Here is a 23720-nt window from a genome sequence, read left to right on the forward strand (position 1 = left end):
GGAAGGACTGCCACCATGGCGAACCCGATCTCCACCCTGCCCTCCTCCTACGACCTGGCCGGCACGACCGCGGTCGTGACCGGCGCCGCCCGCGGCATCGGCCTGGCCACGGCCACGTTGCTGCGCGAGCGCGGCGCCCGCGTGGTCGCGACCGACCTCTCGGACGACGTCCGTGCCCAGGAAGGTCCCGAGACCGCGACCCTGGTCGGCGACGCCGCGGACGAGACGACCGCGCGCAACACCATCCGCCTGGCGGTCGAGCGGTTCGGCGGCGTCGACATCCTGGTCAACAACGCCGGCCGCACGCTCAACAAGCTGATCACCGACACCAGCGCCGAGGAGTTCGACGCGATCCTCGCCACCAACGCGCGCGGCAACTTCCTCCACGCCCGCGAGGCGTTCCGCGTCATGCAGCAGGCCGGCGGCGGCGCGATCGTCTCGGTCGCCTCGGTGTCCTCCGTCGTCGCGTTCGCGACCCAGACGGCGTACGCCGCCTCCAAGGGCGCGCTCGCCCAGATGACGCGGGTGCTCGCGATCGAGGGCGGCCCGCACGGCATCCGGAGCAACGCCGTCCTGCCCGGCGTCATCGACACCGACATCATGGAGGGCGTGGTCGACAACGGCCGCGAGATGCTGGCGAGCTTCGGGGATGCGCACCCCATCGGGCGGATCGGCCGTCCCGAGGAGGTCGCCGAGGCGATCGCGTTCCTGGCGTCCCCGGCGTCGTCGTTCGTCACGGGGGCGCTGCTCGCCGTCGACGGGGGCTGGACCGCGCAGTAGGGCTCCGGTCCGCGGTCGTCGGCCATGCTCGCCTTCTTCGCGACCACCGACGCGGACTCGCCGCCCGACACCCTCTGAGGATGGCGAGTCGGGCTCGACTGCTGCATGCGTGGGTTCGCCACCGCGAGCCTCAGCGGCCTCGCCGTGCTGGACTGTCCGGCCGCCCGCCGGGGCCTGGTCGCCGGGACGTCATACGGAGAGTGCTCTTCCTGAGCGTGGCGACGTATGACGTCCCGGAGTGACCACAGGTCGGCGTCCGACCCCCGCACATTCGCCAGGAGAGCCCGAGTCCGCGCGCTCAACCTGGACCAGGCCTCAGCGCTGCAGGGCGAGCCGGTCGGCGCGCAGCGGCCTGAGCGCACCGGCCCAGGCCTCCAGCTGGTCGAGCATCACCGTCAGGTAGCCCTCGTGCTGAGGTCCCGGGGCGAACGTCGTGAACTGCTCGAAGTCGGTGTGGAGCGAGAACGCCATCTGCTGGCGCACGTGGGCGACCTGGAGCTCACTGAGGATGCCGCGCAGGTGCTCGGCCGCCCGAGCTCCACCCACGTTGCCGTAGGTGACCAGCGCCGCGGCCTTGTTGTTCCACTCGGCGTTGAGGTAGTCCAGCGCGTTCTTCAGCACCCCCGACGTGGAGTGGTTGTACTCCGGGCTGATGAACACGAACCCGTCGTACGTCGCGATCCGGGCGGACCAGCGCTTGGTGTGGTCATGGGTGTACCTCTGCAGGGCGGGCGGGACGGGTTCGTCGAGGTGGGGCAGCGGGTAGTCCGCGAGGTCCACGAGCTCGTAGTCCGCCGCATCGCGACCTGCCGTCCGCTCGACGACCCAGTCCGCGACGGCCTTCCCGTTCCGCCCCGGCCTGGTGCTGCCCAGGATGACCCCGATCTTCAGTTCGGCCATGAAGCCTTCTCCTTCGATGTCGTGAGCGACCCACAGTCCCCACGTTTGAATGTTCATGAATGACCGTACGTCGCAACATATGAATGTTCAAATTCGATCCAGGTAGCATGCCGCCGTGGACGACCCGCGCTGGCTCGACGACACGGAGATGGCTGCGTGGCGAGCCCTGATGCAGACCCTCGCGCGACTGCCCGACGCTCTCGACCAGCAGCTGCAGGACGACGCCGGCCTGAGCTTCCTCGAGTACTACGTGCTGGCGGCACTGTCGGAGGCGCCGGACGGCACGGTCGGGATGTCGAGCCTGGCCTTCCTCACCAACGCCGAGCAGTCGCGCCTGTCCCACCTGATGAGGCGAATGGAGGGCAAGGGTCTGGCCCGTCGGGAGAAGGACCCGACGAACGGCCGGCAGACCAACGCCCACATCACCCCGAACGGCCTCGAGCGGATCCAGGACGCGGCCCCCGGCCACGTCGCCCGCGTGCGCGAGCTCGTCTTCGACGCACTGTCTCCCCGGGACGTCCAGGCGCTGACCCGGATCTGCCAGCACGTCATCGAGCAGCTCGGTCCCTACCGGCCGTCCTGAGTCCAGCGTGCTCGGGCTGGACGAGAGCGTCCCGGTCGAGTCGTTCGTCCCCATGATGATGTTCGCGATCGTGTTCGGGCTGTCGATGGACTACGAGGTGTTCCTGCTCTCGCGGGTGCGGGAGGCCTGGCTGCGCACGGGCGACACCACGGCGAGCGTGGCCGAGGGTCTTGCCGCCACGGCACGGGTGATCTCGTGCGCCGCTCTGGTGATGGTGAGCGTGTTCCTCGCGTTCGCGACCACCGACGACGTGGTGGTCAAGATGCTCGCGGTCGGTCTCGCCGTCAGCGTGGCCGTCGACGCGACCGTCGTTCGACTGATGCTGGTCCCGGCCGCCATGTCGGTGCTGGGCCGCGCGAACTGGTGGATCCCCGCATGGCTGGACGCACTGCTGCCGGGGAGCTCGCGTCGGGACGGGCCGGCGGCGCTGCGACCGGGCGATGCCTGAGGCCCGGGACCGCGGCCGGACGTCCCGCCCGGTCGACACCCGCGACCTCAATCCTGAGGCGAGCTCGCGAGCGTCAGCAGCAGCGTGAACCGGGCACCCTGACCCCGACCCTCGGACGCGGCCGTGACGTCACCGCCGTGGGCGCGGGCGATGCCGCGCGCGATCGTCAGCCCGATGCCCGATCCGCTGGATCGGCGCGGGTTGCCGGACGCCCGGTAGAAGCGCTCGAAGACCCGAACGACGTCCTCGGGCTCCAGGCCGACCCCGGTGTCGCTGACCACCACCTCGGCGGCCCCGGCAGCGGCTCGCGCCCGGACGGTGACGGTCCCGCCCGCGGCGGTCGCCACCAGGGCATTGCCGAGCAGGTTGGTCAGGACCTGGGTGATGCGGTCCGGGTCGACGTGGACGGCCACCGCCGACGGCGCATCGACGACCAGCGCGACCCCCGCGTCCTGGAACTGGGGGGCCAACCGGCTCGCGGCGCGCCGCACGAGGTCGGCGAGGTCGGCATCGACGCGCCGCAGCTCCAGGCGTCCCTCCTCCGCGCGCGACAGGCTGGAGAGGTCGTCGGCGAGCCGGTGGAGCCGACGCAGCTCCTCGCTCACCGCCCCCAGGGTGTCGTGGTCCGCCGGGAACACCCCGTCGATCATCCCCTCGACGTACCCGTCCAGAGACGTCAACGGGGTGCGCATCTCGTGCGCCACCTCGCCCAGCAGGCGCGTACGCCGGGTCTCCGTCGCTGCGACCGCGGCGCCGAGTGCGTTGACGTCGGACGCCAGCTCGGCCAGCTCGGGCGTCGAGGGCAGCGGCACGCTCGCCTCGTAGTGCCCGGCCGCGATCTGGCGGGTCGCGGCTCGCACCCCGTCGAGCGGACGCAGCAGCTGGCGAGTGACGAGCACGGCGACCACGGCGGCTGCACCCACACTCGCGAGCACGCCGACCACGAGGGCCGTGTCCAGCGCGGAGGTGAACGCCGCGTGCACGTTCGAGGAGGTGTGGTCGCCGCCGATCATCCGGGGGCTGCCGTTCATCATGCCCATCCGCTGGTCGAACAGCTGGGGAGCGAGCAGCCGGACCGTCGCGTAGGACACGACAGCGCCGAGGAGGAGGACCACGACGTACGACAGGAACAAGCGAGCGGGCAGGCGCATCCTCATCGCGAGCCGCCGATGAACTTGTAGCCGACGCCGCGCACGGTAGCGATCAGGTGAGGAGCGCCGGCGTCGTCGCCGAGGTGGGCGCGGACACTGCGGATGTGGACGTCCACGACCCGTTCGTCCCCGAAGAAGTCATGGCCCCAGACCTGCTCCAGCAGCTGGCGCCGCGAGAACACCCGGCCGGGCGCCCGGGCCAAGGCGACCAGCAGGTCGAACTCCAGCGACGACAGGCCGACCTGACCCTGGTTCGTCTCGACCTCACGGGCGACGGGATCGATCGTCAGTCCGGTGAACCGGAGCCGCGCATCGTCACCCACCGGAGCGCCGCGACCACGGCGGAGCACGGTCTGCACGCGGGCGACGACCTCGCGGGGGCTGAAGGGCTTCGTGATGTAGTCGTCCGCCCCGACGCCCAGCCCGACCAGCTTGTCGACCTCCTCGCTGCGGGCCGTGACGACGATGACGCACACCTCCGAGAAGGTGCGCAGCTGACGCAGCACCTCGAGCCCGTCGATCCCGGGCATCATCACGTCGAGGAGCACGAGGTCGACCGGCCCGGACGAGGGCCGGCGTACGGCGTCGAGCGCAGCCTGTCCGTCCGGCACCTCTGCCACGTCGAACCCGCTCGCCTCCAGGTAGCCGCGCAGCACCGTCCGGATGTGCGGCTCGTCATCGACGACGAGGACTGTGGGCATGTGCACCTCCGGATGGGCGGTAGCGGAGACTGCTCAGCCCATCATCGAGCCGCCGAAGCCCATCCCACCGCCACCGAACCCACCCATCATGCCGCCACCGGGTCCGCCCACCCTCGGCGAGCCGCCCATCATGCCGCCCATGTCGTCCCAGTCCATGCCGCCCAGGTGGGTGCCTGTGATCATCGCGTCCAGGTGGCTCTCCAGCAGGGCGAGCATGGCGGTCCGCTGCGCGGGGGTCAGGTCCTCGTCGGCGGCCAGCCCGCTCCTCATCGCGGAGACGATCGCCTCCTTGAGGCCGGCCACCGACTTCCCCTCCTCGCCGGCGACATCGGCCAGGGACTGGCCGTCGTGCATGCGGGTGACGAGCTCCGTGCGCGTGATCCCCAGGTAGTCCGCCGCCGCCGTCATCGGCGAGTACTCCTGGTCGCCCACGCCCTGTCCGTACAGACAGTGCCGACCGTTCGAGCTCCACGGCGTCGATCCGTTGCCATCGCTCGTGGCCCACGCGACCCCTCCGCTGGTCACACCCACCAACGCGAGGGCCGCCAGGCCCACCGTCATCGTCCTGCGGTTGATCGTCATCGTTCTCAGCTCCTGGTGGTCGGTCTCCGCCTTCTCACCTCAACGGTGCTCGTCGAATGTGAGGAAGACCCGGCGGCGATCGTGAAGCTTCCGTGAAGCACGCGGCGGGCCGCAGGCGCGAGGACCGGCTCGGGTCGCGCGGCCCAGCCCGAGATCCGGCGATCTTCAACGAATCTTGACCTCACCCGCCTTGTCTCTCCACGAGAGTCGGGGACCGTGGACGACGCACGACGCTTCCCTCACCCCCACCCATCGGAGATGACGTTGATCAAGAAGACCCTGGCCACCCTCACCGTCCTGGCTCTCGCCGGGCTCACCCTCGCGGCCTGCGGCAGCGACACCAGCGACAGCCCGGCGACCACGAGTCAGAGCACCGGTGCCACCGGAGCCCCCGGGGCCGACGCGTCGGATGCGGCGTTCAACGACGCGGACGTCACGTTCGCCCAGCAGATGATCCCCCACCACCAGCAGGCGGTGGAGATGGCGGAGATGGCCGACGGCCGGGCGTCCAGCGCCGACGTGAAGGACCTCGCCCAGAAGATCAAGGCCGCCCAGGGCCCCGAGATCGAGACGATGACCGGCTGGCTGAGGTCCTGGGGCGCAGACGTCCCGATGGACATGAGCCACGGCGACATGGGCCACGGCACGGGCTCGGAGATGCCCGGCATGATGGACGCCGATCAGATGAACGGCCTGAAGGCCGCGACCGGCCCCGCGTGGGACCGGATGTTCCTGCAGATGATGATCGAGCACCACCAGGGCGCCATCGAGATGGCCAAGGCCGAGGTCAAGGACGGCGAGAACCCCGACGCGACCGCCCTCGCCGCGAAGATCATCACCGACCAGCAGGCCGAGATCGACCACATGCAGGAGCTCCTGGGCTCCTGATCGCCCAGGCCGTGGCCCGCGCGCCGCGGCGCCCCGAACTACGACCCGGCCGCATCGACCCAGGCGATGCGTGTGTCGTGATCGACCCGTTGGTCGGACACCCACATCGAACCCGCGTGACGTCCAGGCCCAGCACCCAGAAACAAGTGAGCCCGGACCCAAGTCACTGGGTCCGGGCTTCGCCGATGTGCTGCGACATCACCTGGAGCCGCCTGTCGGAATCGAACCGACGACCTTCTCATTACGAGTGAGACGCTCTACCGACTGAGCTAAGGCGGCGTGCCGCCCGGGAGATCTGGAGGTCCAGGGTCCGGGCAACCCGGAGAAGTATACGGACGCCGGGGGCCGGGGACGAAAACGGGGACCCAGGTCGGTCGCGCCGCTCGTGGGCGAGCCGTCAGGCGGCGAGGGTCGCGGCAACAGGCCGCGTGGCGCCACGGCCGGTGAGCATGGACTGCTCGGCGCCGCACCAGCACTCGAAGGTCACCACGATGCCCTGGTCGGTGTTGGTGACGCCGGTGATCTGGGTCGGGAAGATCAGCTCGCGCCGGTCGCAGGCGGTGCAGTGGTGGTCGAACATCGAAGGACGCTCCTGGAGGTCGGCGGCGGATCGTGCCCCTCCATCCTGACCGGGAGCAAGTCATAGGGATAGCCTTGGTTTCCTTCAGCAACCCAAGGACTCTCCTATGTTGTCCCTGCACCAGCTCACCTGCTTCCTGGCCACCTACGAGCACGGGTCGCTGACGGCCGCGGCTGAGGAGCTCGGCTATGCGCAGCCGTCGGTCTCGGAGCAGATCCGTGCACTGGAGAAGTCGCTGGGAGTGCAGCTGTTCCGCCGGGTCGGCCGTGGCGTGGTGCCCACCACGGTCGCGGACACGCTGCGCCCGCACGCCGAGCGCGTGCTCGCGTCGGTCGACGAGGCGCGCCAGGCGGTGCAGAGCGTGAAGTCCTTCGAGACCGGCACGATCCGGTTCGGGATGCTCGGCATCGCCCGCTTGTACGCCGGCGCGGGGCTCATCGCCGACGTGCTCTCGCGCTACCCCGGGCTGCGCGTCGAGCTGGTCGGCCAGAACTCCACCGAGGTCGCCGAGGACCTGCGCCGGGGCCGGCTCGAGGCCGCGATGCTCGCCGTCCCCCGCGTCGACAGCGAAGGGCTGACCGTGACCCCGGTCGCGCGCGAGGAGCTCGTCTACATCAGCGCCGACCACACCCGCCTGGCCACGCCGGTCACCGCCCACCGGCTCGCCCAGGCATCGCTCGTCATGTCGGAGACGACGTACCGCGCCGTCGACTCGACCCGGGCGACCTTGCGGCAGCTGCTCCTCGAGACCGGCCGCAACCCGCCGACGCGGATCGAGGTCGAGGACATCGAGACCGCCGTCGAGCTGGTCGGCATGGGGTACGCCGACTCGGTGATCCCCCGGGGCGCGGCCCGCCAGCTGCTGCCGCGACTGGCCCCCGAGGCCGGGTGGGTGGCGCTGCGGCCCCGGCAGTACGACACGTTCGCGGTGGTCCACCGCACCGGGGCGATCCTGTCGCCCGCCGCCCGGCTCATGATCGAGCTGGCGACCGCTCGCATCCAGGCGATCGCCGAGCCGGTGACGCATCGACCACCGCGGGCTACCGTCGAGACATGAGCGCCGAGCAGACCGTCCGCGACTTCCTCGAGCACCTCGCCAGGGCCGAGACCGAGGAGGCACTGGCCCTGCTCGCCCCCGACGTCGAGTGGCGCAACACCGGGATGCCGGCGTTCCGAGGAGAGCGTGTCCACCAGATGCTGCGCGACATGGCCAGGCGCGGCGTCGGCTTCGAGGTCCGTTGGCGCCACGTCGCCGCCGACGGCGAGACCGTGCTGACCGACCGCACCGACGTGATCACCTACTCCGGCTGGGAGACCTCCTTCGGGGTGCGCGGCACCTTCACGGTGCTCGACGGCAGGATCACCCTCTGGGACGACGCGTTCAGCTGGCTGGAGCTGTTGGGCTCGGGGGTCGTCGGCCTGGGACGGGTGCTGACCTCGCGATAGCGGCGCGCACCGGGGCCGCGCACCCCTACGCTGCGACTCGTGTGCGACACCTTCGTCTTCCGCACCGAGACCGGGACGGTGCTCGCGAAGAACTCCGACCGCGACCCCAACGAGGCGCAGCTGTGGGCGTGGACGTCCGCGGCCGACCACACGGACGGTGAGCGCGCCACCGCGACGTACGTCGACCTGCCCCAGGTGGCGCACACCCACGCGACGGTGGTCTCCCGGCCGTGGTGGATGTGGGGCGCCGAGATGGGCGCCAACGAGCACGGCGTCGCGATCGGCAACGAGGCCGTGTTCACCAAGGAGCGCACGAGCCTCACCCCGGGCCTGCTCGGCATGGACCTGCTGCGCCTCGCGCTGGAGCGGTCCACCTCGGCCCGTGAGGCAGTCGAGGTGATCGTCGTCCTGCTCGAGGAGCACGGGCAGAGCGGGCCGTGCAGCGCGGAGCACCGACGCTTCGGCTACCACAACAGCTTCCTCGTGGCCGACCGCGGCGGCGCGATCGTGCTCGAGACCGCCGGTCGGCACTGGGCGAGCGAGGAGGTCACCGGCACCGCACGGAGCATCAGCAACGGCCTGACGATCCCGGGCTTCGCGGAGCGGTACGCCGACCGGCTGCGCGGCCGGGTCGCCGGCTGCGCCGTGCGGCAGGCGCTCACCCAGGGCCGGGCCGGCGGGGCGGACGGCGTGCTCGACGCGATCTCGATCCTGCGCGACAACGGCACCGACGGCGGGCCCCGGTGGTCGCCGCTCAACGGCTCCATGTCCGGCCCGAACATGCACGCGGGCGGCCTGCTCGCCTCCAGCCAGACCGTGTCGTCGTGGGTGAGCGACCTCGGGTCGGGCACCCACTGGGCGACCGGAACAGCCGACCCGGCGCTGTCGCTGTTCGTTCCCCTGCGGGTGGGTGAGCCACTCGCGGAGGGGGCCTACCCCACCGAGGGCGTGAGCAACCGCCGCGACGACCGGTCGCTGTGGTGGCGCCACGAGCGGCTGCACCGCGACGCGCTGCGCGACTGGGCCGGTGTCGAGGCGCGGGTCGCGCCCGAACGCGACGAGGCCCAGCAGCGCTGGGTGGCAGATCCGCCGCCGGCCGCGGCCGCGCTCACGGAGGCAGAGGCGCTCCGGGAACGGTGGTCGGCGCTGGCAGCCGGGACCACGGGCGACACCAGGCCGAGCTGGGCGCGCCGGCGCTGGGCAGGCTTCGAACGAAAGGCAGTGGGCGCATGAGTGAGACCAGCTCCGGGTTCAGGTCCGAGGTCATCGTGGTCGGGGCCGGCCTGTCCGGCCTGGCCGCGGCCAGGCGGCTGCACTCGGCCGGACGTTCGGTGGTCGTCGTCGAGGCGCGCGACCGCGTGGGCGGGCGCACCGAGGCCGGTGCCCTGAGCGACGGGCAGTGGATCGAGCTGGGCGGCCAGTGGGTGGGGCCGACCCAGGACCGGATGTACGAGCTGATCGGGGAGCTCGGCCTGGAGACGATCCCGACGTACAACGACGGCGACATCGTGTTCTCGTTGTGCGGTCGGACCGGCCGGCTCGCCGGAAAGAAGGGCGCCATCCCGCGGCTGAACCCCTTCGCGATCGCCGACCTGGCGCAGGGAACGCTGCGCTTCGCCCGGCTGGCGCGTCAGGTCGACCTCGACCAGCCGTGGTCGAGCGACCGGGCGGCCGCGCTGGACGGCCAGACGTTCCGCACGTGGGTGCAGCGCAACCTGCGCACACCCCAGGGGCGCGCGTACTTCGAGCTCTACTGCGAGGCGGTGTTCTCGGCCGACCTCTCGGACCTCTCCCTGCTCCACGCGCTCTTCTACACCCGCTCCGGCACCGACATGGACACGCTGATGGCGGTCGACCGCGGTGCCCAGCAGGACCGGATCGCGGGCGGCTCCTGGCAGATCAGCGAGCGGCTCGCGGCCGGGCTCGACGTCCGACTCGGGCAGCCGGTCCGGTCGGTGCGCCAGGACGACGGCGGTGTCCGCGTCACCACCCGCGACGGCGCGACGTACGACGCAGAGCACGCGATCATCACGGTGCCCCCGGCGCTCGCCGGGCGGCTGGAGTACGACCCACCGCTGCCGAGCTGGCGGGACCAGCTGACCCAGAAGGTCCCAGCGGGCAGCGTGTTCAAGGTCTATGCGGTCTACCCCACGCCGTTCTGGCGCGAGCAGGGCCTCAACGGTCAGGCCGGTTCGGACGTCGGACCGGTCAAGGTCACCTTCGACAACACCCCGCCCGGCTACGACCGCGGCATCCTGATGGGCTTCATCGAGGCGGCGGACGGCCGGGAGTGGGCCCGGCGCTCGGCCGAGGACCGCCAGGCGGCGGTGGTCGACTGCTTCGTGCGCTACTTCGGCCCGCAGGCCGCCGCTCCCCTCGAGTACGTCGAGCGCGACTGGATGGCCGAGGAGTTCACCCGCGGATGCTACGGCGCCCACTTCGCGCCCGGGGTGTGGACCGGCTTCGGGCACGCGCTGCGCGAACCGGTCGGCCGCCTCCACTGGGCCGGCGCCGAGTGCTCACCGGTCTGGAACGGCTACATGGAAGGGGCCGTGCGATCCGGCGAGGCCACGGCCGACGAGGTCACGGCTCTGCTCCGCCCCTGACGTCCACCAGTGAGCCACCGGTGAGGCAGCCTCAGCCCGGCGTGCAGCTGCGGACCGGCCCGCGGGACCGCGCATCCGAGCGTGGCAGCACGCTCAACAGCTGAGGCCGTCCTTCGGCACGGTGCCGTCGACGAGGTAGGACTCGACCGCTCCGTCGACGCACTCGTTGCCGGAGTTGTAGCCGGTGTGGCCGTCGCCGTCGCGACTGACGAGGACGCCGGACTCGAGCTGGTGGGCCAGGTGGACCGCCCAGTCGTACGGCGTGGCCGGGTCGCGGGTCGTGCCGACCACGACGATCGGGGCGGCGCCGGCGGCGCGGATCGTCCGCGGCGACTCGGTCGACTTCGCCTGGATGCCACCGCAGTTGGTCAGCCCCCAGGCGAAGACGCTGCCGAACGTCGGCGACGCCGCCTCGAAGTCCGGCAGGTTGTCGGGCACCTGGTCGGGCGAGATCGCGTAGGGGTCGTCGAGACAGCTGATCGCGTAGATCGCCTCGGCGCTGTTGTCGGTGTAGCCGTCGGCCCCGCGGGAGGTGTAGAGGTCGGAGAGCTGGAGCAGCACCGAGCCGTCGCCTGCGAATCCGGCCTTCAGCGCCTGGCTGAGGATCACCCAGTAGTCGCGGCTGTAGAGCGGGAGCACGATCCCGTAGAACGCGTTGCCGACGTCGAGCTCTCGGCCGTCGCTGCCCGGCAGCGGATGAGCGTCGACCTGGTCGATGAACGAGCGGATCCGATCCAGCCCGGCGTCGACCGAGTCGCCGAGGAAGCAGCTGCCTTCGTCCACGCAGTTGGCGACGTAGGCGCGCAGCGCGGTCTCGAAGCCCGCGGCCTGCTCGAGGCTGAGCTCGCGTGCGTCGATCGAGAGGTCCACGGCGCCGTCGAGCACCATCCGGCCGACCTTGTCGGGGAAGAGGTCGGCGTACGTCGCGCCGAGCTTGGTGCCGTAGGAGGCGCCGAAGTAGGTCAACGTCGACTCGCCGAGCGCCGCGCGCAGGACGTCCATGTCGCGGGCGGCCTCGATGGTGGTGATGTGCGAGGCGAGCGCACCCGACCGCTCGGTGCAGCCGCGGCCGAGCGCGTCGACCCAGCCCTCGTAGGTCGCGACCTCCTCGGGGGTGTCCGGGTCGGGGTCGGTCGCGACGTAGTCGTCGAGCTGGGCGTCGGAGAGGCAGTCGACCGGGTCGCTGTCGCCGGTGCCACGGGGGTCGAAGCCGACCACGTCGTAGGCGTCGAGCAGGGGCTTGCGGAACACCGTCGCCGCGCTGGCGGCGTAGTCGGTGCCGGGCGCCCCGGGGCCGCCCGGGTTGACGACCATAGAGCCGAGCCGGTGGTCCGGATCGGCCGCGGGGACCTTGAGCACCGCGAGGTCGATCGTGTCGCCGTCGGGGTGGTGGTAGTCGAGCGGGACGGTGAGCTTCGTGCAGAGCGCGTCGTCGTCGGGGCAGGCCGACCACGTCAGCTTCTGGGAGTAGAACGCGGCCAGCCCGGGGCTCGGCGGCTCGGTCGCGCCCGCCTCGGGCGAGGTCGTGGGGGCGGCCGTGCGCGGCGTCGAGCTGGAGCCGTCGTCGCCCACGCCGAGCACGGCGATCGTGGCGACACCCCCGACGCCGAGCAGCAGCGCGATCACGACGAGGGCGACCAGGAGGCGCTTCATCCGGCGCGCACCTCCGGCGCCACCAGGGCGACCATCATCGACTCGAGCGCCAGCATCGGCTGCACGTTGAACTCCAGCATCTGCTCGCGGGCCTCGAAGATCGCCGCGATGCGGCGCAGGTTGGCCTCAGGGGTCGAGACCCGGGCCAGCAGCTGGACGTCACCGCGGATCTCCTCGTTGACCAGCTGCCCGGGCACCCCGAGTGCGACCGCGATCGCGTCGCGGTAGACCGAGACCAGGTCCATGAGCCCACGGTCGACGACGTCGAGGTGGCGCCGCTTGGCCCGGGCCTTCTGGTCCTTCTCCATGTCGCGCAGCGCCGGAGCGTACTCGCGCGGTCGGCGGCCGCGCTCGACCACGCCGTAGGCGCTGTCGAGGTCGGCCTTCTCGCGCGCGTCCAGCTCGCCGGTCATCAGCTCCGCCTCCTGCTTGGCGACGTCGCTCAGGCTGGTGGCGGCATCCATGCAGGCCCGCAGCGACACCAGCCGCGCGGGCAGCGCGACCACCTCGCGGCGCCGGTTGCGGGTCGCCTCGTCGCGGGCCAGGGCGCGGGCGCGACCGATGTGGCCCTGGCTGGCGCGGGCGGCGTACGACGCCACCGCGGCGTCAACGCCGTCGGAACGGGCGAGGAACCGGGCGACGTCCTCGACTGTCGGCGTGGTGAGCGTGACCAGCCGGCAGCGAGACCGGATGGTCGGGAGCACGTCCTCGACGGTCGGCGCGCAGAGCATCCAGACCGTGCGCGGTGCGGGCTCCTCGATGGCCTTGAGCAGGGCGTTCCAGGCGCGCTCGGTGAGCCGGTCGGCGTCCTCGACGATCATGATCTGCCAGCGGCGCCCGACCGGTGCCAGCGCCGAGCGGCGGACCAGGTCGCGCATCTCGTCGACGCCGATCGAGAGCTTCTCGGTGCGGATCACCGCGACGTCGGCATGGCTGCCGGCCAGCACCGTGTGGCACTCGTGGCAGGTGCCGCACCCGCGCTCGTCACCGGTCCGCTCGCACTGCAGTGCCGCCGCGAAGGCGACCGCGGCGTTGGACCGGCCCGATCCCGGGGGCCCGGTGAACAGGAACGCGTGGCTCATCCCCTGCCCGTCGGCCGCCGCCCGCAGTGCCTCGACCGCGCGGTGCTGGCCGACGAGGTTGTCCCACACTGTGCCGGGGATCATCGCCGCACCGCCTGCGCCAGCAACGGCACCAGCCGCGCTTGCACCTGGGAGGCGATGTCGTCGCGGTCGGCACGGGCGTCGATCACCAGGTAGTGGGCAGGGTCCTCGGCCGCCATCGCGAGGTAGCGCTCGCGCACCCGCAGGTGGAACTCCAACGACTCCCCCTCGATGCGGTCGCGCTCCTCGAACCGGCCCAGCCCGTGGGCCGGCTCGAGGTCGAGCACGACCGTGAGGTGCGGGCGCAGGTCATGGGTCGCCCAGCGCGCCACCTCCTCGACCTCGGCGACGTCGAGGTCGCGACCGGCGCCCTGGTAGGCGAGCATCGAGTCGACGTAGCGGTCGGTGATCACGACCTCGCCCCGGTCGAGCGCAGGCTGGACGACCGCATGGACGTGCTCGGCCTTGTCGGCGGCGTAGAGCAGCGCCTCGGTGCGATCGGAGATCCGGCCGGTCTCGGGGCTGAGCACGATCGAGCGCATCTGGCGGCCGACCTCGGTCGCCCCGGGCTCGAAGGTGAGCACGACGCCGTAGCCCTGCTGCTCCAGCCACCGGCCGAGAAGCTGGGACTGTGTGGACTTGCCCGACCCGTCGCCGCCCTCGAAGCAGACGAAGACCCCGGTCTCGGCGTACACCCCGAGCGGAGCGGCGGCGGGTCCAGTGCTCACGCGAGGAACCTACGGGGCTGCACCGACGGTTGCCACCACGGGTCCCCAGAACGGCCCCGAAATGATGCCGAGCCCCGAGATCCCCTGGTCAGGGTGGGGGTCTCGGGGCTCGGACTCGGTGGTCTCGCGCCTAGCTTCGGAACAGTGTGACGAGCTCGCCGTTCTGCGGATCGACCTGGTCGGTGTCGTCACCCGACAACAGGCCGATCAGCAGCATCGAGAGCAGTCCGACGGCGGCGATGCCGAGGACCACCAGCATCAGGGCCCGGCGGCGGGCGGGAGTGGGGTCAGCCATGTGCTGGCGGTACCCACGCACCGCCGGGCGATGCGGCTCAGCGAACGCCGGGTGGCTCCGCTTCGAGATGAGCGATCTCCGCGACGAGCTCGTCAGGTGGTGGCGGTGTCGCCTCGGCCTCGGCTCCGGCGCCACCGCTGCCGGCGGTGCGCTTCTTGTTCCAGACGTCGAAGGCGACCGCGCCCAGCAGCACCAGGCCCTTGATGGCCTGCTGCCAGTCGATCGAGACGCCGTTCAGCGACATGCCGTTGTTGAGCACACCCATGACGAGACCACCGATGATGGCGCCGATCACGGTGCCGACACCGCCGGTGACGGCAGCGCCGCCGATGAACGACGCCGCAATGGCGTCGAGCTCGAAGTTCACGCCGGCCTTGGGGTTGGCGGCCGTGAGGCGGGCCGTGGTGACCAGACCGGCGAGGCCGGCGAGGAAGCCCATGTTCGTCATCACGAGGAAGTCCACGCGCTTGGTGTTGACGCCCGACATCGTCGCGGCGTCGACGTTGCCGCCGATGGCGTAGACGTGCCGGCCGAAGACCGTGCGCGACATGATGAACGTGTAGACCGCGATCAGCACGAAGAGGACCAGGCCGACTCGCGGCAGGCCGCGGGCGTCCGCCAGCAGGTAGGCGAACTCCATGATGACCGCACCGAGGAGGACCTGCTTCAGCGCGAACAGCGTGAACGGGAGGACCTCGAAGTTGTAGCGCTTGGAGGCCTGGCGCTTGCGGAAGTCGAGGAAGACGAGCACCGCGACGAGGAGCACACCCAGCACCATGGTGAGGTTGTGCAGGTTGGTGTCCGGGCCGACCTCGGGCAGGAAGCCGTTGCCCATCTCCTTGAACCCGTCCGGCAGACCACCGACGGTCGCGCCCTTGAGCACCACCAGCGTCAGGCCGCGGAAGAGCAGCATGCTCGAGAGGGTCACGATGAACGCCGGGATGCCGACGTACGCGACCCAGAAGCCGTGCCAGGCGCCGATCAGGGCGCCGAGCGCGAGACACAGGACCACGGCGAGCAGCCACGGCACGTCGTGCTTGGTCATCAAGATGGCGCCGACGGCGCCGACGAACGCGGCGACCGACCCGACCGAGAGGTCGATGTGGCGGGCCACGATCACGATCACCATGCCGATGGCGAGGATCAGGATCTGGGCGTTCTGCACGATCAGGTTGGACACGTTGATCGGCTTGAGCATCACGCCGTCGGTCGTGAGCTGGAAGAAGATGAGCAGCGCCGCCAGGGCGATGATCATCCCGTACTGGCGGATGTTCCCGCGCAGGATGGTGGTGAAGGAGGTCATCAGTTATCTCGCATCCGCTGTCATGTACCGCATGAGGGACTCCTGGGTGGCGTCCCTCTTGGCGAACTCGTGGGTGATCACGCCCTCGGCGAGCGTGTAGATCCGGTCGCACAGCCCGAGCAGCTCGGGCAGCTCGGAGGAGATCACCAGGACCCCCTTCCCCTCGCTGGCGAGGGTCTGGATGATCCCGTAGATCTCGAACTTGGCGCCCACGTCGATGCCGCGCGTGGGCTCGTCGAGGATCAGCAGCTGGGGCTCGGTGTAGAGCCACTTGCCCAAGACGACCTTCTGCTGGTTGCCACCCGAGAGCTGGCGCACACCGGTGGTCACGGTCGGCGCCTTGATGCCGAAGCTGCGCCGATAGCGCTCGGCGACCAGCACCTCCTCGCGCTCGTCGATCGTGAGGCCCTTGCGGAGCCGGTCGAGCCCTGCCGATGAGATCGAGGTCTTCACGTCGTCGAGGAGGTTGAGCCCGAGGCCCTTGCGGTCCTCGCTGACGTAGGCGATGCCGGCCTTGATCGCGTCGTGCACCGACTTGAGCCGCAGCTCCTTTCCGTCGAGGCGCACCGTGCCGTGGTGCTTGCTGCCGTAGGAGCGGCCGAAGATGCTGCGCGCCAGCTCGGTCCGGCCGGCGCCCATGAGGCCCGCGATGCCGACGATCTCGCCGCGGTGCACCGAGAAGCTCGCGCTCTCGATCACGACCCGGGTGTGGTCCATCGGGTGCATGACGGTCCAGTCGCGGACCTCGAGGAGCACGCCGCCGATCTGGGGAGTGTGGTCGGGGAACCGGTGCTCCAGGCTCCGGCCCACCATCCCGCGGATGATCCGGTCCTCGTCGACGTCACCGGCCGTGACGTCCAGCGTCTCGATCGTCTTGCCGTCACGGAGGATCGTGATCGAGTCGGAGATGCGGGCGATCTCGTTCAGCTTGTGGCTGATCATGATCGAGGTGATGCCCTTGCCCTGCAGGCCCTTGAGCAGGTCGAGCAGGTGGTTGGAGTCCTCGTCGTTCAGCGCGGCGGTCGGCTCGTCGAGGATGAGGAGCTTGACCTCCTTGCTCAGGGCCTTGGCGATCTCGACGAGCTGCTGCTTGCCGATGCCGAGGTTCTTGACCGCGGTGAGCGGGTTCTCGCGCAGGCCCACCCGAGCCATCAGCTCGATCGCCCTGCTGTTGGCCTCGTCCCAGTTGATGACGCCCCGGGTGGCGGTCTCGTTGCCGAGGAAGATGTTCTCGGCGATCGAGAGGTCCGGGATCAGCGCCAGCTCCTGGTGGATGATGACGATGCCGGCCGCCTCGCTCTGCCGGATGTTGGAGAACTCGACGGGCTGTCCTTCGTAGACGATCTCGCCTTCGTAGGTCCCGTGCGGGTGGACACCGCTCAGCACCTTCATCAGCGTCGACTTGCCGGCGCCGTTCTCACCGCAGATCGCGTGGATCTCGCCACGCGCGACGGCGAGGTTGACGTCCGACAGCGCCAGCACGCCGGGGAAGCGCTTCGTGATGGAGCGCATCTCCAGGATCGGCTGGGCCATGGGGCCACCTCCTCGGTGGATCAGGGTTGGTAGCCCGCGGGCGGGCCCGGGATCACCAGGCCCGCCCGCGGGAGGATCACTTCAGCTCGTCGGCGGTGTAGTAGCCCGTGTCGACGAGTGCGCTCTGCACGTTGTCCTTGGTGACCAGCACCGGGTCGAGCAGGTAGGACGGCACGACCTTGACTCCGTTGTCGTACGTCTTGGTGTCGTTGACCTCGGGCTCGTCGCCCGCCTGGATGGCCTTGATCATGTCGACCGTCACCTTGGCGAGGTCACGGGTGTCCTTGAACACCGTGGAGTACTGCTCGCCGGCCATGATCGACTTGACCGACTGCACCTCGGCGTCCTGGCCGGTGACGACCGGCAGGTCCTTGCCACCGGCGCTGTAGCCGTTGCCCTGCAGGGCGGCGATGATGCCGAGCGAGAGGCCGTCGTACGGCGAGAGCACGCCGTCGACCGTCTTGGAGGCGTAGGTCTTGGTGAGGATGTCCTCCATGCGCTTCTGCGCCGTGGCCGGGTCCCAACGCAGGATCGCGGCCTGGTCGAAGTCGGTCTGGCCGGAGGGCACGACGATGTCGCCCGAGTCGATCATCGGCTGCAGGATCGACATGGCGCCGTCCCAGAAGAACGTCGCGTTGTTGTCGTCGGGCGAACCCGCGAACAACTCGACGTTGTAGGGGCCGTCACCCTTGGCCTTGAGGCCGTCGACCAGCGACTGCGCCTGGATCACGCCGACCTTGAAGTTGTCGAAGGTCGTGTAGTAGCTGACCGCGTCCGAGTCCCGGATCAGGCGGTCGTACGAGATGATGTCGATGTCCTGGCTCTTCGCGGTGTCGAGCACGTCACCGAGAGCGGTGCCGTCGATGGCCGCGATGACCAGCATGTCGACACCCTTGGTGACCATGTTCTCGACCTGCGAGACCTGGGTCGGGATGTCGTCCTCGGCGTACTGCAGGTCGACGGAGTAGCCCGCGTCCTCCAGCTGCTTCTTGATGTTGTTGCCGTCAGCGATCCAGCGCTCGGACGACTTCGTGGGCATCGCGACACCGATCGTGCCGCCACCGCCGCCGGAGCCGCCGTCGCCCTTCGAGTCGTCGTCCCCGCCGCACGCGGCGAGGGTCAGCGCAAGGCTGCCTGCGACGATCGTGGTGAGTAGCTTGCGCATGCACCTTCTCCATATCACTACCTGGGGGCGCGAGTCCGTCCCACACCCTGCTCCGGTCGCCGGTGCCATCACAGGCCCTGCGCCAGTCGGTGGTACGCCGCGTTCCACCGGAGCTCCTTGGTCAGGGCTCGGACGGTGGTGTCGGCGTCGACCAGCACGAGTTCCGTGCCGGTCATCTCCGCGAAGTCGTCGAGATGCTCGGAGGTCAGCGCGGTGGACAGCACCGTGTGGTGCGGTCCGCCGGCGACCAGCCAGGCCTCGGTGGACGTGCGGAGGTCGGGGGCCGGGCGCCACACGGCGCGCGCGACCGGGAGGTTGGGCAGCGGCTCGACGGGAGCCACGACCTCGATCTCGTTGGCGACGAAGCGGAACCGGTCGCCGAGGTCGGCGGTGCCGAGCACGACACCGGGCCCAGGGGCGGCGTCGAAGACGAGCCGGACCGGGTCCTCGCGTCCACCGATCCCGAGGGGGTGGATCTCGAGGGACGGCTTCGCCGCCGCGATGCTCGGGCAGACCTCGAGCATGTGCGCACCGAGGATCAGCTCCTCGCCGGGCACCAAGTGGTAGGTGTAGTCCTCCATGAACGAAGTCCCGCCCGGGAGCCCGTCGGCGACGACCTTGAGGGTGCGCAGCAGGGTCGAGGTCTTCCAGTCGCCCTCGCCACCGAACCCGTAGCCATCGGCCATCAGCCGCTGCACGGCCAGACCGGGGAGCTGGCGCAGACCGCCGAGGTCCTCGAAGTTCGTGGTGAACGCGGTGAAGCCGCCGTCGTCGAGGAAGGTGCGCAGGCCCAGCTCGATGCGGGCGCCGTAGCGCAGCGACTCGTGCCGCTCGCCGGACGGCAGCAGCTCGGGTGCGACGTCGTAGGTGTCGGCGTACTCCTGGCAGAGCTTGTCCACGTCGAGGTCGGTCATCTCGTCGACCACGGCGACGAGGTCGTTGACACCCCAGGTGTTGACCGAGACGCCGAAGCGTCGCTCGGCCTCGACCTTGTCGCCCTCGGTGACCGCGACGTTGCGCATGTTGTCGCCGAAGCGGGCCAGCCGCATCCCGGCGAGCGCGTGACGGCCGAGCGCCGCACGCGCCCAGACGCCCACCCGGCGAGTGACCTCGGGATCATCCACGTGTCCGGTGACGGTCTTGCGGGCCACACCCATTCGGGTCTGCACGGCCGCGAACTCCCGGTCGCCATGGGCGGCCTGGTTGAGGTTCATGAAGTCCATGTCGATCTCGGCCCACGGCAGCGACTGGTTGGCCTGCGTGTGCAGGTGCAGCAGCGGCTTGCGCAGGGCGTCGAGCCCGGAGATCCACATCTTCGCCGGGCTGAACGTGTGCATCCAGGCGATGACACCGACGCAGCTGTCGGTCGCGGTGGCGTCGAGGAGTGCCCGGCGGATCGAACCCGCCTCGGTGAGCACGGGCTTGGCCACCACCCGGACCGGGAGGTGCGGCGAGGAGTCGAGCGCCGCGACGATCTGTGCGGAGTGCTCGGTGACCTGGTCGATGACCTCCGGTCCGTAGAGGTGCTGGCTCCCGGTGAGGAACCAGATCTCGAGCTCCTGCGTCTGCTGGGTCACGCCACTCCTCCGGTCTGGTGCTGGGTCTGTCCGTACACGTTCTGGTAGCGGTCGAAGAGCGCGTCGACGTGCTCCTGCGCGATCGGGATGGGCTCGCCGAGCTGGCGGGCGATGTGCACGGTCCGCGCGACGTCCTCGACCATCACGGCGGCCTTGACCGCCCCCCTGGCGTCGCGCCCGACGGTGAACGGGCCGTGGTTCTGCATGAGCACGGCGGGCGAGCGGCTGCCGCGCAGCGTCTCGACGACCCCGCGGCCGATGGAGTCGTCGCCGATCAGCGCGAACGGCCCGATCGGGATCTCCCCGCCGAACTCGTCTGCCCCCATCGTGAGGACGCACGGGACGGCCTCACCGCGGGCCGCCCAGGCGGTGGCGTACGTGGAGTGGGTGTGCACCACGCCGCCGATCTCGGGCATGTGGCGGTAGACGTAGGCGTGGGCGGCCGTGTCGGAGCTCGGCTGGCGGGTGCCCTCGACGAGGTTGCCGTCGAGGTCGCAGACCACCATCGCGTCGGCGTCCAGCTCGTCGTAGTCGACACCCGACGGCTTGATCACGAAGAGGTCCGCTCCCGGCACCCGGCCCGACACGTTGCCGGCCGTCCAGATCACCAGCTGGTAGCGGGTCAGCTCGGCGTGCAGGGCCGCGACCTCCTCGCGGAGACGCTGCACCGCGGCGCGGTGCTGCTCCGGGACGGCGCTCATGCTGTCACTCATGCCGGGCTCCCCGTGTGGGCGTGGCGACGGATCGAGCGGAGCCGGCGCATCACCTCGTTGGTGCCACGGCCGAAGTAGTCGTGGAGCGTGCGGTACTCCGCGTAGACCGCGTCGTACGCCGCGGCCCGGGCCGGGTCGGGCAGGTGCGCCTCGCGCTGCACCCCGCCCATGGCCGCGGACGCGGCATGGATGTCGGCGTAGGCGCCGGCCGCCACCGCCGCATGGATCGCCGAACCGAGGGCCGGACCCTGGGTGGAGGTGATCACCGAGATCGGCATGTTGAGCACATCGGCGTAGATCTGCATGAGTAGCGCGTTCTTGAGCAACCCACCGGCAGCGACGAACTCGCGGACCGGGACGCCGGAGGCGTTGAACGTCTCGACGATCGTGCGGGTGCCGAACGCCGTGGCCTCGATCAGCGCGCGGTAGATGTCCTCGGGCCGGGTCGTCAGGGTCAGGCCCAGCACCAGGCCGCTGAGCTCGTGGTCGACGAGCACCGAGCGGTTGCCGCTGTGCCAGTCGAGGGCGACCAGGCCGTGCTCGCCGACCGCCTGCGTCGCGGCCTTCTCGGTGAGCAGCTCGTGCACGCCGATGCCCCGGGCGGCCGCCTCCTCGGCGTACGCCGCGGGCACCGCGTTGGTCACGAACCAGTTGAAGATGTCGCCCACCCCGGACTGGCCGGCCTCGTAGCCCCACAGGCCCGGGGTGATGCCGCCGTCGACGACGCCGCACATGCCGGGGACCTCGCGCAGCACCTCGCCGTTCATGATGTGGCACGTCGAGGTGCCCATGATCGCGAGCATCTGACCGGACTCGGTCGACTGGGCCGCGGGGGCGGTGACGTGGGCGTCGACGTTGCCGACGGCGACCACGATGCCGGCGGGCAGCCCGGTCCACGCGGCGGCCTCCTCGGTGAGCCGCCCGGCGGCCTCGCCCAGGTGGCCGGACACCGGCTGGAGCAGATCGTCGACGAACCCGGCGAAGTCGGGGTGCAGCTCGGTGAGGAAGTCGCGGGTCGGGTAGGTGCCGTCCTGGAAGATGCCCTTGTAGCCGGCGGTGCAGGCGTTGCGGACGTAGCTGCCGCACAGCTGCCACACGATCCAGTCGGCCGCCTCGACCCAGTGTTCGGTGGCCCGGTAGGTCTCCGGGCTCTCCTCGAGGAGCTGGAGTCCCTTCGCGAACTCCCACTCCGAGGAGATCAGGCCGCCGTAGCGCGGCAGCCAGGCCTCGCCCCGCTTCTCGGCCAGCGCGTTGATGCGGTCGGCCTGCGGCTGGGCGGCGTGGTGCTTCCAGAGCTTGACGTAGGCGTGCGGCTCGGAGGCGAACCCCTCCACCTCGTTGAGCGGGGTGCCGTCAGCCGTGGTCGGGACCATCGTGCAGGCGGTGAAGTCCGTACCGATGCCGATCACCTGGGCGGGGTCGACGCCGGCCGCCGCGAGCGCAGCGGGGACCGCGGTGCGCAGCACTTCGACGTAGTCGGCGGGCACCTGCAGCGCCCAGTCCGGCCCCAGCGGGGTGCCGTCGGGCAGCGCCCGGTCGAGCACGCCGTGGGTGTACTCGTGCGTCGCGGACCCCAGCTCTGCGCCGTCCTGGACGCGGACGACCACGGCCCGTCCGGAGAGCGTTCCGTAGTCGACACCGACCACGAACGTGGCTCTGGAGCTGTCTGCGACCACGGTGATCCTCCTGTGACGGCCGTCATAATTGTGAGCGTTCACAAGAGTGTGAGCGTTCACATCTGGCTCGTCAAGAGGCGCGCTCGAGAACGGGACAAAAGGTCTGGACGCCGGGACGTAGGTCAGATCACGCCCAGGTCACGGGCCCTCCGCCGGCGCTTTCGCGAGGCCACCGATCACGCCTGGAAGGGGTGCCCGACACGACTCGCAGAAGTGGGAGCGCTCCCGTGAGCGGCGACGCCGCGAGACCCTCGAGACGGGCCCGCTCGCTCCGCTCAGGTGGCGAGCACCCGGGGCGAGGAGGTCGACGACCGCACGACCAGCGACGTCGGCACCAGGTCGGCGATCGGCTCCTTCTCCCCGGAGAGCACCCGCTCGAGGAGCTCCATCGTCCGCGCGCCGAGCTCCCCGAAGTCCTGGCGCACCGAGGTCAACGGCGGATCGATGTACGCCGACTCCGGCAGGTCGTCGAAGCCGACGACCGAGACGTCCCCCGGGACGTGACGGCCGGCCTCGCGGAGCGCAGCGATGACCCCGAGCGCCATCTGGTCGTTGGCGGCGAAGATCGCGGTCACCTCGGGGTCGCGCGCCAGCGATACGCCGGCGTCGTACCCGCTCTGCGCGCTCCAGTCGCCGCCCCACCGCAGCGGCGGCACGACGCGGCCCCACGCTTCCAGCTCCAGACGCCAGCCCTCGACGCGGGCCGCGGCCTCCGCCCAACCGGGCGGCCCCGCGACGTGCACCACCGTCTCGTGACCGAGCTCGAGGAGGTGCCGAGTCGCCAGCCGGCCGCCTTGGAGGTTGTCGATCCCGACGGTCAGCGGGGTGCGCGACAGGTCGCCCTCGACGACCACCGTGGGCACGTCCAGGTTGGCCTCGCTCGCGAACCGCAGCATCGCCTCGTGCGGGATGATCAGCACCACCGCCTCGACGCCGAGCTGCAGCAGCTCCTCGACGCCCTCACGGGTGTCCTCCTCGGTGAGCGCGTGCAGGGTGCACACCGTGATGCGGTAGTCGGTGCGCCGAGCGGCCGAGTCGAGCGCGAGCAGCACCTGCTGCGGACCGTGGTGACTGGTCCCCCAGGTGGCCACCCCGATGAGGCGCGAGCGCTTGGAGGCCAGCATCCGGGCGGAGCGGTTCGGCCGGTAGCCGAGGTCGGCGATCGCCGCGAGAACGCGGGTCGCGGTCTCGGGCTTGACGCTCGGCGAGTGGTTGATGACCCGCGAGACCGTCTGGTGGGAGACCCCGGCACGAGCAGCAACATCCGCCATCGTGGGAGGGCGGTCGTATCTCCTCGCGGGCATGGTCG

The 23720-nt window shown here is 70.7% G+C and carries 24 protein-coding genes and 1 tRNA gene; 8 read left to right on the forward strand and 17 right to left on the reverse strand.

The window, feature by feature from the left end; translation table 11 throughout:
• Positions 1-15 precede the first annotated feature (15 nt).
• A complete protein-coding gene (locus AC3ANS_RS21320) occupies positions 16-780 on the forward strand; it encodes an SDR family NAD(P)-dependent oxidoreductase (protein ID WP_488293577.1) in 765 nt (254 codons plus the stop codon).
• A gap of 315 nt (positions 781-1095) precedes the next feature.
• Here AC3ANS_RS21320 and AC3ANS_RS21325 read toward each other — a convergent pair whose 3' ends face one another.
• Positions 1096-1680 carry an NADPH-dependent FMN reductase gene (locus AC3ANS_RS21325; protein WP_488293578.1) on the reverse strand — a complete coding sequence of 195 codons (585 nt, stop codon included), beginning with the start codon at positions 1678-1680 and terminating at the stop codon, positions 1096-1098.
• A gap of 115 nt (positions 1681-1795) precedes the next feature.
• Here AC3ANS_RS21325 and AC3ANS_RS21330 point away from each other — a divergent pair, with 115 nt between their 5' ends.
• Both AC3ANS_RS21330 and AC3ANS_RS21335 read left to right on the forward strand, forming a co-directional pair.
• Positions 1796-2263, forward strand: a complete 468-nt coding sequence (locus AC3ANS_RS21330; protein ID WP_488293579.1) for a MarR family winged helix-turn-helix transcriptional regulator — start codon at positions 1796-1798, stop codon at positions 2261-2263.
• Between the two features lie 7 nt (positions 2264-2270).
• Positions 2271-2711, forward strand: coding sequence for an MMPL family transporter (locus AC3ANS_RS21335; protein ID WP_488293580.1), 441 nt, complete (start codon positions 2271-2273; stop codon positions 2709-2711).
• Between the two features lie 47 nt (positions 2712-2758).
• Here the strand turns inward: AC3ANS_RS21335 and AC3ANS_RS21340 are convergent, their stop codons facing one another.
• The 3 genes from AC3ANS_RS21340 to AC3ANS_RS21350 are packed head-to-tail and all read right to left on the reverse strand — an operon-like array spanning position 2759 to position 5145.
• Entirely contained in the window at positions 2759-3868 is a 1110-nt protein-coding gene (locus AC3ANS_RS21340) for a sensor histidine kinase (RefSeq protein WP_488293581.1), read from the reverse strand.
• Positions 3865-4563 (reverse strand): response regulator, encoded by a 699-nt coding sequence (locus AC3ANS_RS21345; RefSeq protein ID WP_488293582.1) that lies wholly within the window; start codon positions 4561-4563, stop codon positions 3865-3867. The genes AC3ANS_RS21340 and AC3ANS_RS21345 overlap by 4 nt, the downstream gene beginning before the upstream one ends.
• A 33-nt stretch (positions 4564-4596) precedes the next feature.
• Positions 4597-5145, reverse strand: coding sequence for a hypothetical protein (locus AC3ANS_RS21350; RefSeq protein WP_488293583.1), 549 nt, complete (start codon positions 5143-5145; stop codon positions 4597-4599).
• 258 nt (positions 5146-5403) lie between these two features.
• Between AC3ANS_RS21350 and AC3ANS_RS21355 the strand changes: the two genes are divergently transcribed.
• Complete coding sequence (locus tag AC3ANS_RS21355; RefSeq protein ID WP_488293584.1) at positions 5404-6033, forward strand: DUF305 domain-containing protein; 630 nt, start codon at positions 5404-5406, stop codon at positions 6031-6033.
• 203 nt (positions 6034-6236) lie between these two features.
• Here the strand turns inward: AC3ANS_RS21355 and AC3ANS_RS21360 are convergent.
• Together AC3ANS_RS21360 and AC3ANS_RS21365 are read right to left on the reverse strand one after the other, a co-directional pair.
• Positions 6237-6312, reverse strand: a tRNA-Thr gene (locus tag AC3ANS_RS21360).
• Between the two features lie 118 nt (positions 6313-6430).
• A complete protein-coding gene (locus tag AC3ANS_RS21365) occupies positions 6431-6613 on the reverse strand; it encodes a hypothetical protein (RefSeq protein WP_488293585.1) in 183 nt (60 codons plus the stop codon).
• Positions 6614-6719: 106 nt separating this feature from the next.
• Between AC3ANS_RS21365 and AC3ANS_RS21370 the strand changes: the two genes are divergently transcribed.
• Genes AC3ANS_RS21370 through AC3ANS_RS21385 form a run of 4 tightly spaced genes read left to right on the forward strand, consistent with a single transcriptional unit; the run spans position 6720 to position 10665 of the window.
• Positions 6720-7670, forward strand: a complete 951-nt coding sequence (locus AC3ANS_RS21370; protein WP_488293586.1) for a LysR family transcriptional regulator — start codon at positions 6720-6722, stop codon at positions 7668-7670.
• Positions 7667-8059 carry a limonene-1,2-epoxide hydrolase family protein gene (locus AC3ANS_RS21375; RefSeq protein WP_488293587.1) on the forward strand — a complete coding sequence of 131 codons (393 nt, stop codon included), beginning with the start codon at positions 7667-7669 and terminating at the stop codon, positions 8057-8059. The genes AC3ANS_RS21370 and AC3ANS_RS21375 overlap by 4 nt, the downstream gene beginning before the upstream one ends.
• 39 nt (positions 8060-8098) lie before the next feature.
• The gene (locus AC3ANS_RS21380; protein ID WP_488293588.1) at positions 8099-9292 is read left to right on the forward strand and encodes a carcinine hydrolase/isopenicillin-N N-acyltransferase family protein; all 1194 of its coding nucleotides are present in this window, start codon (positions 8099-8101) and stop codon (positions 9290-9292) included.
• Entirely contained in the window at positions 9289-10665 is a 1377-nt protein-coding gene (locus tag AC3ANS_RS21385) for a flavin monoamine oxidase family protein (RefSeq protein ID WP_488293589.1), read from the forward strand. Before AC3ANS_RS21380 ends, AC3ANS_RS21385 begins: the two co-directional genes overlap by 4 nt.
• A 93-nt stretch (positions 10666-10758) precedes the next feature.
• Here the strand turns inward: AC3ANS_RS21385 and AC3ANS_RS21390 are convergent, their stop codons facing one another.
• The 11 genes from AC3ANS_RS21390 to AC3ANS_RS21440 all read right to left on the reverse strand — a co-directional run bounded on the left by AC3ANS_RS21390 (position 10759) and on the right by AC3ANS_RS21440 (position 23715).
• The gene (locus tag AC3ANS_RS21390; RefSeq protein ID WP_488293590.1) at positions 10759-12318 is read right to left on the reverse strand and encodes an alpha/beta hydrolase; all 1560 of its coding nucleotides are present in this window, start codon (positions 12316-12318) and stop codon (positions 10759-10761) included.
• Entirely contained in the window at positions 12315-13484 is a 1170-nt protein-coding gene (locus tag AC3ANS_RS21395) for a DNA polymerase III subunit delta' (protein ID WP_488293591.1), read from the reverse strand. The genes AC3ANS_RS21390 and AC3ANS_RS21395 overlap by 4 nt, the downstream gene beginning before the upstream one ends.
• Positions 13481-14149, reverse strand: a complete 669-nt coding sequence (gene tmk / locus AC3ANS_RS21400) for a dTMP kinase (RefSeq protein ID WP_488293592.1) — start codon at positions 14147-14149, stop codon at positions 13481-13483. The genes AC3ANS_RS21395 and tmk overlap by 4 nt, the downstream gene beginning before the upstream one ends.
• Positions 14150-14279: 130 nt before the next feature.
• Complete coding sequence (locus AC3ANS_RS21405) at positions 14280-14444, reverse strand: hypothetical protein (RefSeq protein WP_488293593.1); 165 nt, start codon at positions 14442-14444, stop codon at positions 14280-14282.
• Positions 14445-14481: 37 nt separating this feature from the next.
• Complete coding sequence (gene mmsB / locus AC3ANS_RS21410) at positions 14482-15747, reverse strand: multiple monosaccharide ABC transporter permease (RefSeq protein ID WP_488293594.1); 1266 nt, start codon at positions 15745-15747, stop codon at positions 14482-14484.
• Between the two features lie 3 nt (positions 15748-15750).
• A complete protein-coding gene (gene mmsA / locus AC3ANS_RS21415; RefSeq protein ID WP_488293595.1) occupies positions 15751-17280 on the reverse strand; it encodes a multiple monosaccharide ABC transporter ATP-binding protein in 1530 nt (509 codons plus the stop codon).
• Positions 17281-17356: 76 nt separating this feature from the next.
• Positions 17357-18445: a multiple monosaccharide ABC transporter substrate-binding protein gene (chvE, locus tag AC3ANS_RS21420; protein ID WP_488293596.1), complete on the reverse strand. Its 1089-nt coding sequence runs from the start codon at positions 18443-18445 to the stop codon at positions 17357-17359.
• Between the two features lie 68 nt (positions 18446-18513).
• Positions 18514-20022, reverse strand: a complete 1509-nt coding sequence (araA, locus tag AC3ANS_RS21425; RefSeq protein ID WP_488293597.1) for an L-arabinose isomerase — start codon at positions 20020-20022, stop codon at positions 18514-18516.
• Entirely contained in the window at positions 20019-20735 is a 717-nt protein-coding gene (locus tag AC3ANS_RS21430) for an L-ribulose-5-phosphate 4-epimerase (RefSeq protein ID WP_488293598.1), read from the reverse strand. The genes araA and AC3ANS_RS21430 overlap by 4 nt, the downstream gene beginning before the upstream one ends.
• Positions 20732-22411: a ribulokinase gene (araB, locus tag AC3ANS_RS21435; RefSeq protein WP_488293599.1), complete on the reverse strand. Its 1680-nt coding sequence runs from the start codon at positions 22409-22411 to the stop codon at positions 20732-20734. The genes AC3ANS_RS21430 and araB overlap by 4 nt, the downstream gene beginning before the upstream one ends.
• Positions 22412-22686: 275 nt before the next feature.
• Positions 22687-23715 carry a LacI family DNA-binding transcriptional regulator gene (locus AC3ANS_RS21440; RefSeq protein WP_488293600.1) on the reverse strand — a complete coding sequence of 343 codons (1029 nt, stop codon included), beginning with the start codon at positions 23713-23715 and terminating at the stop codon, positions 22687-22689.
• Between the last annotated feature and the right edge of the window lie 5 nt (positions 23716-23720).

Source organism: Nocardia sp. 149-1B, assembly GCF_057747975.1.

What these genes read in the sequence shown, in the direction of transcription:
- AC3ANS_RS21320 (WP_488293577.1), top strand. Translation starts at nt 16, where the DNA reads ATGGCGAACCCGATCTCCACCCTGCCCTCCTCCTACGACCTGGCCGGC.
- AC3ANS_RS21325 (WP_488293578.1), bottom strand. Translation starts at nt 1,680, where the DNA reads ATGGCCGAACTGAAGATCGGGGTCATCCTGGGCAGCACCAGGCCGGGG.
- AC3ANS_RS21340 (WP_488293581.1), bottom strand. Translation starts at nt 3,868, where the DNA reads ATGAGGATGCGCCTGCCCGCTCGCTTGTTCCTGTCGTACGTCGTGGTC.
- AC3ANS_RS21345 (WP_488293582.1), bottom strand. Translation starts at nt 4,563, where the DNA reads ATGCCCACAGTCCTCGTCGTCGATGACGAGCCGCACATCCGGACGGTG.
- AC3ANS_RS21350 (WP_488293583.1), bottom strand. Translation starts at nt 5,145, where the DNA reads ATGACGATCAACCGCAGGACGATGACGGTGGGCCTGGCGGCCCTCGCG.
- AC3ANS_RS21355 (WP_488293584.1), top strand. Translation starts at nt 5,404, where the DNA reads ATGACGTTGATCAAGAAGACCCTGGCCACCCTCACCGTCCTGGCTCTC.
- AC3ANS_RS21365 (WP_488293585.1), bottom strand. Translation starts at nt 6,613, where the DNA reads ATGTTCGACCACCACTGCACCGCCTGCGACCGGCGCGAGCTGATCTTC.
- AC3ANS_RS21370 (WP_488293586.1), top strand. Translation starts at nt 6,720, where the DNA reads ATGTTGTCCCTGCACCAGCTCACCTGCTTCCTGGCCACCTACGAGCAC.
- AC3ANS_RS21375 (WP_488293587.1), top strand. Translation starts at nt 7,667, where the DNA reads ATGAGCGCCGAGCAGACCGTCCGCGACTTCCTCGAGCACCTCGCCAGG.
- AC3ANS_RS21385 (WP_488293589.1), top strand. Translation starts at nt 9,289, where the DNA reads ATGAGTGAGACCAGCTCCGGGTTCAGGTCCGAGGTCATCGTGGTCGGG.
- AC3ANS_RS21390 (WP_488293590.1), bottom strand. Translation starts at nt 12,318, where the DNA reads ATGAAGCGCCTCCTGGTCGCCCTCGTCGTGATCGCGCTGCTGCTCGGC.
- AC3ANS_RS21395 (WP_488293591.1), bottom strand. Translation starts at nt 13,484, where the DNA reads ATGATCCCCGGCACAGTGTGGGACAACCTCGTCGGCCAGCACCGCGCG.
- AC3ANS_RS21405 (WP_488293593.1), bottom strand. Translation starts at nt 14,444, where the DNA reads ATGGCTGACCCCACTCCCGCCCGCCGCCGGGCCCTGATGCTGGTGGTC.
- mmsB (WP_488293594.1), bottom strand. Translation starts at nt 15,747, where the DNA reads ATGACCTCCTTCACCACCATCCTGCGCGGGAACATCCGCCAGTACGGG.
- mmsA (WP_488293595.1), bottom strand. Translation starts at nt 17,280, where the DNA reads ATGGCCCAGCCGATCCTGGAGATGCGCTCCATCACGAAGCGCTTCCCC.
- chvE (WP_488293596.1), bottom strand. Translation starts at nt 18,445, where the DNA reads ATGCGCAAGCTACTCACCACGATCGTCGCAGGCAGCCTTGCGCTGACC.
- AC3ANS_RS21430 (WP_488293598.1), bottom strand. Translation starts at nt 20,735, where the DNA reads ATGAGTGACAGCATGAGCGCCGTCCCGGAGCAGCACCGCGCCGCGGTG.
- AC3ANS_RS21440 (WP_488293600.1), bottom strand. Translation starts at nt 23,715, where the DNA reads ATGCCCGCGAGGAGATACGACCGCCCTCCCACGATGGCGGATGTTGCT.